Source organism: Streptomyces sp. NPDC051219 (assembly GCF_040682335.1).
Classification (GTDB): Bacteria; Actinomycetota; Actinomycetes; order Streptomycetales; family Streptomycetaceae; genus Streptomyces.
The window spans coordinates 25,098-33,648 of sequence record NZ_JBFBAS010000054.1 but is presented as its reverse complement, the minus strand read 5'-3'; the positions used below and the strand labels follow the sequence as shown (position 1 = coordinate 33,648).

The 8,551-nt window shown below is 66.2% G+C and carries 7 protein-coding genes and 1 pseudogene; 4 read left to right on the top strand and 4 right to left on the bottom strand.

Annotated features, from left to right (window positions below; all coding sequences use genetic code 11):
* Nucleotides 1-135: 135 nt before the first annotated feature.
* From AB0M62_RS32785 to AB0M62_RS32775, 3 genes are read right to left on the bottom strand one after another with little or no spacing between them, the layout of a single operon-like run.
* Nucleotides 136-1,416: a flavin reductase gene (locus tag AB0M62_RS32785; protein WP_366077986.1), complete on the bottom strand. Its 1,281-nt coding sequence runs from the start codon at nt 1,414-1,416 to the stop codon at nt 136-138.
* The gene (locus AB0M62_RS32780; protein ID WP_366077985.1) at nt 1,407-2,651 is read right to left on the bottom strand and encodes a cytochrome P450; all 1,245 of its coding nucleotides are present in this window, start codon (nt 2,649-2,651) and stop codon (nt 1,407-1,409) included. The genes AB0M62_RS32785 and AB0M62_RS32780 overlap by 10 nt, the downstream gene beginning before the upstream one ends.
* A gap of 29 nt (nt 2,652-2,680) precedes the next feature.
* On the bottom strand, nt 2,681-3,040 hold the full coding sequence (locus tag AB0M62_RS32775; protein WP_366077984.1) for a hypothetical protein: 360 nt from the start codon (nt 3,038-3,040) through the stop codon (nt 2,681-2,683).
* Between the two features lie 159 nt (nt 3,041-3,199).
* Between AB0M62_RS32775 and AB0M62_RS32770 the strand changes: the two genes are divergently transcribed.
* From AB0M62_RS32770 to AB0M62_RS32755, 4 genes and pseudogenes are all read left to right on the top strand, one after another.
* Nucleotides 3,200-3,637, top strand: coding sequence for a nuclear transport factor 2 family protein (locus tag AB0M62_RS32770; protein WP_366077983.1), 438 nt, complete (start codon nt 3,200-3,202; stop codon nt 3,635-3,637).
* A gap of 101 nt (nt 3,638-3,738) precedes the next feature.
* Entirely contained in the window at nt 3,739-3,906 is a 168-nt protein-coding gene (locus tag AB0M62_RS32765; RefSeq protein WP_366077982.1) for a hypothetical protein, read from the top strand.
* Nucleotides 3,907-4,219: 313 nt separating this feature from the next.
* Nucleotides 4,220-4,345: pseudogene (locus AB0M62_RS32760) on the top strand (IS5/IS1182 family transposase); the annotation flags it as partial.
* 196 nt (nt 4,346-4,541) lie between these two features.
* Entirely contained in the window at nt 4,542-5,003 is a 462-nt protein-coding gene (locus AB0M62_RS32755) for a MarR family transcriptional regulator (protein ID WP_366077981.1), read from the top strand.
* 1,156 nt (nt 5,004-6,159) lie between these two features.
* Here AB0M62_RS32755 and AB0M62_RS32750 read toward each other — a convergent pair.
* Nucleotides 6,160-8,406, bottom strand: coding sequence for an ATP-binding SpoIIE family protein phosphatase (locus AB0M62_RS32750; RefSeq protein ID WP_366077980.1), 2,247 nt, complete (start codon nt 8,404-8,406; stop codon nt 6,160-6,162).
* Between the last annotated feature and the right edge of the window lie 145 nt (nt 8,407-8,551).

Genomic DNA, 8,551 nt, shown 5'->3' with positions numbered 1-8,551 from the left:
TCTTCGCGAATCTTCTTGAGGATCTCGGCGACGCCGGGCTGTCCCTCGTATGTGAGCATCGCCTTCTCGGTGAACTCCCGATGAATCACCGCGAAGGTGACCGTGCCGGCGGGAAACGTGTAGCGCTGCTCGATCTCAACCTGGGGAGGCGTGGCCACGCTCGTGTCTTCCATGGTGCGACTGCTCCTTGCGACTGGGCTCCATGACGACTTTGGGGGTACTGAGGACTGCGGCCTTTCCCAGGGCGCCCGCGACAAGATCCGATGCGTCGCGCGCCGCCTCGACAAGGCGAGCCTGGTAGGTCATGACCTGCTGGTAGGTCAGGGCGTCGGGGAAGTCGTACAGCTTCAGCGCGAGCTCGACCGCACCGTCTGGTCCGAAGACCGGAGCACCGAGCGAACGCACATGGTGTGACGTGGTGGTGTCCAGGTCCTCCGGCTCGAACAGATCGCCGACCTCCTGCATGAGGGAGATCAGTCTGCGCTGCGTGTCCCGGTTGTCGTCACCGCGGGCCAGCTCGGCAAGCGCCTCATCCACCTCAGGATGGACGTCGGCCACCAGACCCAGCGACCAGCCACGCTGCCGCACGCGCTCGAGCGACTCCATCAGCCGCTCGCGAGAGATGCCATGACTGCGCGTGACCTTGCCGACCCACCGGTCGATCGCCGCCGGGTCGGCCCACGCGACATACAGGCTGCCATACGGCGGCACGAAGGGCAGCCGCGCGCCGACCCGCGAGGGCGCGAGCACCCGGCCGGGCGGTGAGGCATTCGCGATAGAGGCGAGCTCATCGTTGACCACGCACTGGGCGACGCACTCAACCCCGAGATCCGCCGCCAGGCGTTCCATCGTCGGCCGCACGATGTTGGCGATCCGTACGTGCTTGAGTAGGTCACCCTCGGCCGGAGCCATCAGGGACAATGGCGAGAACCGGCCATAGCCGCCCTGGAAGAACAGCAGTGGCATGGCGGGACTGCCCGTGTCCAGGGAGACCACCCTGCCCAGCACGATGTCGTGGTCACCGCCGTCATAGACGGTGTGCAACGAGCACTCGACCCAGGCGACGGCCGCCTCCAGGATGGGAGCCCCGGATCTCGACGGGCGCCATGGCACGCCGCTCCACTTGTCCGTCACGGCCTTCGACGCGAACTGGCGACACAGTGCCTCGTGTTCGGAGCTCAGCACGTTGACGACGAACCGTTGCGGAGTGCCCATGCGCCGGTAGGTGGACGAGCTCTTGTCGGGAAGGAAGGCCACCAACGGTGGGTCGAGGGACACCGACGTGAACGACCCGACCACCATCCCGATCGGGTTGTCAGCGGTCATCGTCGTGACGATGGCGACTCCCGTCGGGTAGTTTCCCATCACCCGACGGAAGCGCTCGGCGTCGATGGCGGCCACGTCGCTCAACCGCATGAGTGAGTCATCCTTTCCCGGCACGCGATGGTCCTCAGCGTGCCTCGAGCGGAATGCGCAGCTCCTTGATGCCACGAACCGACTTGTATGGCGTCCACTGCGGCTCGCTCTCCAGCTCCAGCTTGCTCGTACGGGTGGCGAGGATCCGCAGCCTCTTCAAGCTCGAGGCGCGCGAGGTTGACACCGAGGCAGAAGTGGGTGCCGGAGCCGAAGGAAATGGGACGGTACACGCCCCGCTGGATGTTGAACGTGTCCGCGTCCGGCATGCCTTCCTCGTCGCGGCCGGCCGAGACCAGGCACTGCCCGACCGGAATCCCCTTGGGTAGAAACTGTCCCTTCCACACGATGTCCGTGATGGGCTGCCGCGTGGTGAACAGGACGGCCGGCTCGAAGCGCGTGATCTCGTCGACCGCGTCCTTGGCGAGGTCGGGGTTTTGCCGGATGAGCTCGGTCTGGTCCGGGTACTTCGCGAGCAGCATCATGGCGATCGGCAACGCGCTCTTCGTGGTGTCGTGCCCCGCGAACAGCATGAAGATGATGTGGTCCAGCAGCTCCTGCTCGGTCAGGCGCTCGACGCCGTCGCGCTCCTCGAGCATCGCCGTGATGAGGTCCGGGCCGGGGTTGCGCCGCTTCTCCTCGATGACGGTCCGGCTGTACTCACCGAGCTTGATCACCGCGTCGTCGACCGACTTGACGAGCTCGGGATCTTCCGCGGTCCCGTTCTGGAACCCCATCGCCACCATCTGCGTCAGGTCCTCATACAACGCGTGCTGCTCCCGCGGGATGCCGAGCACGTCGCCCATGACCCGAAGCGGGATGACGTGAGCGAAGTCCTTGGCCTCGACGTACCCCTTCTCCAGGCACGGGTCAAGCGCTTCGTTGACGATATCGGTGATCGCCTGCCGCTGGGGCTTCAGTCGCTTGGGCGTGAACGCACCGCCGAGCAGCCGTCGCAGCCGCGTGTGTTGCGGCGGGTTGAAGGAGGAGATCGTGCGGTGCCACCAGTCATAGAAGACACCGTCGTAGCGGCCGAACGACGCGATCAGGTCACCAAACTCGAACTCATCAGACCTCAAGATGGCGTCGACGTCGGCGTGGCGCAGCGCGAATACGAGCCCGCTGTCCGTACGGGCGAACCGTGAGACGGCTCGCGCCTTGGCAAGATGCTCCTGCAACGTCTGCCAGGTGCTCTCCTCGCCGAGCGGGATGACGGGAAGGTCAACGTCAACAGACATGGCTCACCCCTAGCGTTCGGGAACGGGGTTCAGAAACCGGCCGGCTCGGTTCCAAGGGTCGAGTAGATCGTCGCGGACGCGTAGCTCAAGATCGACTTTTCGAGCTCGGGCGAGGGCTCACCGTAGACCTCCATCGCGGCGACGTCCACCGTGCTCATCAGCTCGGCGCCCAGTGGCTTGTTGGCTTGAATCCAGGCCCGCCACGCGGCTTCGTCGACATACTCGGCAAGGTTCACCAGCCGCATGGCGTCCTCGTCGACATACATCTCGTAGTAGCGAATGCCCTCGAACTGCCGGGCGAACTCCACCATCTGGCCGGCAATCGCCTTGGCCTGCGGCCAGGTCGCTGGTCGCCCCTGGTTCACGGCTCGAGACCGAATCACGGACACATCCAACTCCTCGTCGAGCTGCTCCCTGCGGGTCAGTGTGACGTGCAGCCTACGCTCAGTCTCGAGATCGATTCAAGATGCGACCTGTGCAGCGATGGAAAATTGAACTAGATTCACAGAACGGAGGGGGCGTTCTCACCCGCACTCCGAGCTGAAGAGATGGCAGCTGTGGACGATCTCTCAAGACTGCTCGCGATCGAGGAGATCAAGCAGCTCAAGGCGCGGTACTTCCGATACCTCGACCAGCACCGGTGGGAGGACTACCGATCGCTCTTCACCGACGATCTGGTGCTCGACATCCCCAAGACTCCGGAGCCGCGGCGCGATCGCGACCAGTTTGTCGACGGCGCCCGGGCCAACCTGGACGGAGGGCTGTCCATCCATCACGGCCACACCCCCGAGATCACGATCCTCGACGACACGACGGCCGAGGGCATCTGGGCCATGGAAGACTTCGTCGCACCCGATCCGGCCAGCGGCCGTTCACCATTCGCGGGCGCCGGCTACTACGTCGAGGAGTACCGCAAGGTCGACGGATCGTGGAAGATCGCCAAGCTCAGCCTCCTGCGCCTGCGAAGAGGAAGGCGTCGCCGTTGACGACGATGCCCCGAGCCCGCCTTGCCCTTGACCGTTCTGCATTTGACCGCAAAGCCAGTGACCGCAAGGACTCCGACCCCAAGGACAACAAGGAGCACACGATGACCCAGCCGTCGACACCCAAGCCGCTCACGCTCGACTGCCCCTGCGGCGTCCGCCTGCGCGGTGGCTCCAAGGACGAGCTGGTGGAGGCCGCACAAGCCCACCTCGCACAGCGGCATCCCGGCATGGAGTACTCCCGGTCCGAGATCCTGTTCATGGCCTACTGACGGCCAGCTACGGACATGACAACAGCAGGCATGGTCGAAGGCCAGGTGGCGATCGTGGCCGGGGGCGGATCCGGCATCGGGCGCTGCGTCGCCGCCATCTACGTCGGGTGCAGATCCAATCCGCCCGGGCCCACCACGACGCGGCCGGCATGCGACTCGACGAGGAGGTCATGGCCGCACTCGAGGAGGAAAGAACACGACAAAAGAGGGAGCGTCGCAGGGACAGAACGGGCAGGACGGTGAAGGCGAGCCGGAACGGGCCGAGCGGCGGCGCCTGCGGCGACGACACAAGGCCCGCCTGAAGGCCGCCCTCCTCGGGCGGTCCCGCGGCGGGCTGACCAGCAAGTTCCACCTCGCGGCCGACCGACGCTGCCGGCCGCTCGCGCTTGTCCTGACCGCCGGACAGGCCGCCGACAGCCCCCAGTTCATCCCCGTCCTGCTTTCTCGTCCACCAGCATGAACCCCCTGCTCACAAGCACACATCCATCACGGTGAAGACAGGAACTCACACGCACCACTCCATCATGCTTGCGCATGTATTTACTGCCGCCTGGCTAGTTCTGGCCTGGTAGGCGCTCTACTTTAGTTACTGCATGTGCACGCATTGATGTGGGACGCTGGGTAGACTCCAGGTCATGGAGGCTCAGGAGGTTTCGCGGACGTCGCGGCAATTCAAGGTGGGTGTGTGGCGGGGGCTGATGGAGGTGTACACAGCTGTGATGGGCGAACTCGAGCGTGAGCTCGAGCTCCACCACCGCCTGGCGGTGAACGAGTTCGACGCTTTGGTGAACATTCCCCCGGGTGGCACGCGTGTCCGAGAGCTCACTGAGCGGGTGGTGCTGAGCCAGAGCGCGACGAGCCGACTGGTCGACCGGCTGGAGCGTCGCGGATTGGTCGCCCGGGAAAGCGCGGTGGACGACTCCCGCAGTGTCGTGATCCGACTCACGGACGAGGGGCGGAAAGTGATCCGGGCGGCGATTCGGACGAATGCCGAGGTCGTCGAGCGTGCGTTCATCAACCATCTCACACCTCAGGAACTCGTCATCATCGACGCTGCGTTCACCCGACTGCGCGCCGAAGCGCGCTACCCCTGCTGACCCGATCTCGATGGGGTTGCTTGACAGCGTGGCAGTGGGAGGGTCATCGATGCTCGGCCCTGGGTGTCGTCACCGTCTTCCAGGGCGGTGACGCTCGCCTGACCATCTGCACGGCTTGGATGACACCGTAGTAGCCAACGAACCCTGCCGGTTGTGGTCATGCTTCTGCTCGACATGTTGAACGGACGTACTGACCTCGCCAAGGGCGGTGGGTTGGTCCGCAAACGGGAAGTTGACTTCGGCGAGATCGTGGTATCGAGGGTGCAGCCACCCTCTGCCGTGGCCAGGTCGTCGAACCAGATGCGACGGCCAGCCTGCCCCGACCGGGGCAAGGCTGCGCCCGCCCTGGGCCGACGGCCGCCCCTGGCCAGCCGTCAGTGGTCCCAGCGTCCAGTTGGGTGGGTACCCGGCCCGGGGCAGGTTCGCGCGCACGCCGACAACCGCCGGCGGGGGCCGGTCGGAATCCGCCGGCCCCCACGCTGAGGCTCACCGGAAGGAGGCTGCGGCCTGGAACGCCCGGGATCGTCCCGGCCGCTAACCTCCTTCGGGTGCCAGATGGCTATGCACCGCTTGCGGAGACGTGGCTGGCGACGACCGCGCTGTAGAAGGGCATGGCGTACTGCGTGAGCGCGATGAGCCGGAGCTGATCGGCGAGGTCCTCAACCGGCCAGCGGCCGCTCGGTCACTAGACCATCGACACGACCGGCGGAGCCAGGCTGCTGTCGGCCGTACGGCACCCACCAAGCGGGCGCAGCCGGCCCCATCCCGGCCAGGCAGCGCCTTCACGAGATCAGCCGGACACTTCCAGGGCGTGCCACACCGTCAGACCGTCGTCGGCGGCCCCACAGCCGTGAGGGCCAGCAGGCGCTGCGTGCGCACAAGCAGGCGCGGGGCTGCGACCTGACGCCGTGACTGGCACGCAGCAGCCTCGACGTCGGCCGGGGGCTAGTACGCGTTTCGGACAGCTGTTGCATGGCGTCCAGGCAGGAGGACCGTAGTACCGATATCGATGCTTGCGGATGGATTGGCTCGCGAAGCAGGGCGAGTCTCAGGCGGTGTTTGGCGCGCTGACTGGCCACCCTGCCTGGAAAGGACGGGAGCACGCCGACTGTCTAGGCCACCAGCCTCCGACGCGCTGATCACTGCGTGGATCGCCTCAGGCTGCCGTGCCGACCTCGAACCAGGTCACCTTTCCCGGGCCGACCGGAGAGCTGCCCCACGCCGACGCCACGGCTTCGACGATGAGGAGTCCACGGCCGGATTCGGCCTGCCGAAGCTCGTCCTCGTCGGTATTGAGGATGACGACGGGCACCGGGGGATGCGGGTCGCTGTCCCGAACCTCCATGCGGATGCGATCCGGGTACTCCCGCAGCCGGACGTCCACGTCGCTCTGGGCATGGATCAGCGCATTGGTCACGACTTCGCTGGCAAGCAGCTCCAGGTCGTCCAGGAAGGCGTCGCGGTTCCACTCCCGGAGAAAGCTCCGCAGGGCACGGCGCACCTGCGCAACCCCGTGCAGGTCATGACGCTCCACCCAGATACGGGCGACGTGTCCGCGAACGGCCGGCTGCCCTCCCCTGTAGCGCACGAGCAGCAGCGCGGCATCGTCCTCGCGATCTGCTGCCAGCTCGTCGGAGCCGGTGAGCCGGTCGGCGAGCAACTCCAGGTTCTGGCACTGGTCTTCGGCCAGGCTCTTACGCAGCCAACCCTCGATGTCGCTGCCGGCAGACCGTGTGGCCGGCAGGCCATTGCTGTAGACAACGACCAGGCCTCCGGGCGGCAAGTCCATCTCTGCCTGCTGGTAGACCGTGTCGGGTTCGACTCCCAATGGAGGACCGACGGACAGCACCTGTTCGGCCACCACCGAGTCCTCTCGGTCCGCGACAAGGGGCAGCGGATGACCTGCGCTCGCCATCAGCATGCTCCCGGTGTCCAAGTCCAGCCACACACAGCAGCACGTGGCGAACAAATCGGTACCCAGGTCGGCCAAGAGACGGTTGCTGCGGGTGAGCAGAGTCGCGGGGTCGTGGCCCTCGGCGGCGTAGGCGCACACCGCGCTGCGAAGCTGCCCCATGATCGCCGCCGCCTCGAGACTGTGCCCCTCGACATCTCCGACGACCAAGCCGAGACCCCGCCCTGGAAGCGAGACCACGTCGTACCAGTCGCCACCTATCGCCGAACCGGTCGTCGCAGAAAGATATCGCGCAGCGATCTCCACCTCCACCAAGTGCGGCAGGCTGCCCGGCAACAGGCCCCGCTGCAGCTCCTCAGCCACGGCATGCTCGATGTCATACGACCGGGCGCGCACAAGCGACTGTGCAACGTGCTCGAGCATGATCAGCAGAAGCGCCTGTTCGAGCGGACGCAGGCTGATGGACAGCGGGAATCCGAGCGCGCAGCATCCCGCCGCGCGGCCATCGGCGATCAGCGGGAGAAACACCCAGGCCCGGTCATCATCACCCAGGACAAGACCGGGGTAGTCAGCCTGCAAATCCCGTGTCGATGCGTAGGACAGCGGTTCAATGCGTGCCATGCAGTCGGTTGCGGGGTGCGGGCGGGTGAGTGGCAGTCCGTCGACGCTCCGGACGGCCTCCCGGGAGAGACCCGCCGCCCCCATGATGCGGAGCCGCCCGCTCTCGGCCAGGGACAGCATTACCGCGTCACCGCCAAAGGGACACACCATCTGTTCCCAGCATGCCGACAGCACCTCCGGCGGCCGCACGGCGGCCGTCAGTTCGGAGACGAGTTGCACCAGCTGGTACAGGAAAGTACTTCCCGCGAGCGCGGGTCCGTTCAAGTCCAGCGCCTGCGGAGAGGCCAAGGCGTTCGCCGACTGCCGAGGGGCAGTGAGCGGCGTCGGCGAAATGAACACGGGCACCCGGGGCGCAACCATCGGCAGCCCTCGTTCAACCAGCACATCCAGTTCCGCGGCCAAGACGTCCGCCGTGCTGGCCAGCCGACGCAGCACATCAGTGCTGATGGGATGGGGGGACGCCCAGCGCAAAGTGACCACACCGAGCCGGCGCACGGAAGTCTGCAGCGGGGCGGACGCGAGGACCATGGGAAACGGCGCCTTGAACAAGGTTGCCGGATCTTCGGAGATCACCCGCTGGACGTCCGCCTCCTCCCACACCTCAACCTCGCCGGACTGGTAGGCGCTGGCGGCGCAGTACCGCAGATCGTCCACCTCCATGCCAGGCACCACGGTGAATGCCACAGGGTTGTCCACGGCCATGGCGGCAGACAACCGGCGCCCGTCGCTCGTCAGCAGATAGATCGTGGTTGTCGTGGCCCCAAGAGCCTCGTGCAGCCCCCGCAATGCTGCCGCCATGAGCTCGCTACGACGCGTGACCAGGGCATCGTCGGGCCCTGGTTCTGATCCTCGAGGGGCATCACGTGTCATGACGTCCACCTTGGCTTTACCACCGTTTGCCCCTTTAACTTACGCGCTTTTCGCGCATCGCGGCGCGGAATCGCCCTCATCCGCGCATGGACCGCGGATCCGCGCCCGCTGCGGAGGGCTCGTGTGCGTTGCTCCCGCTGCAGGC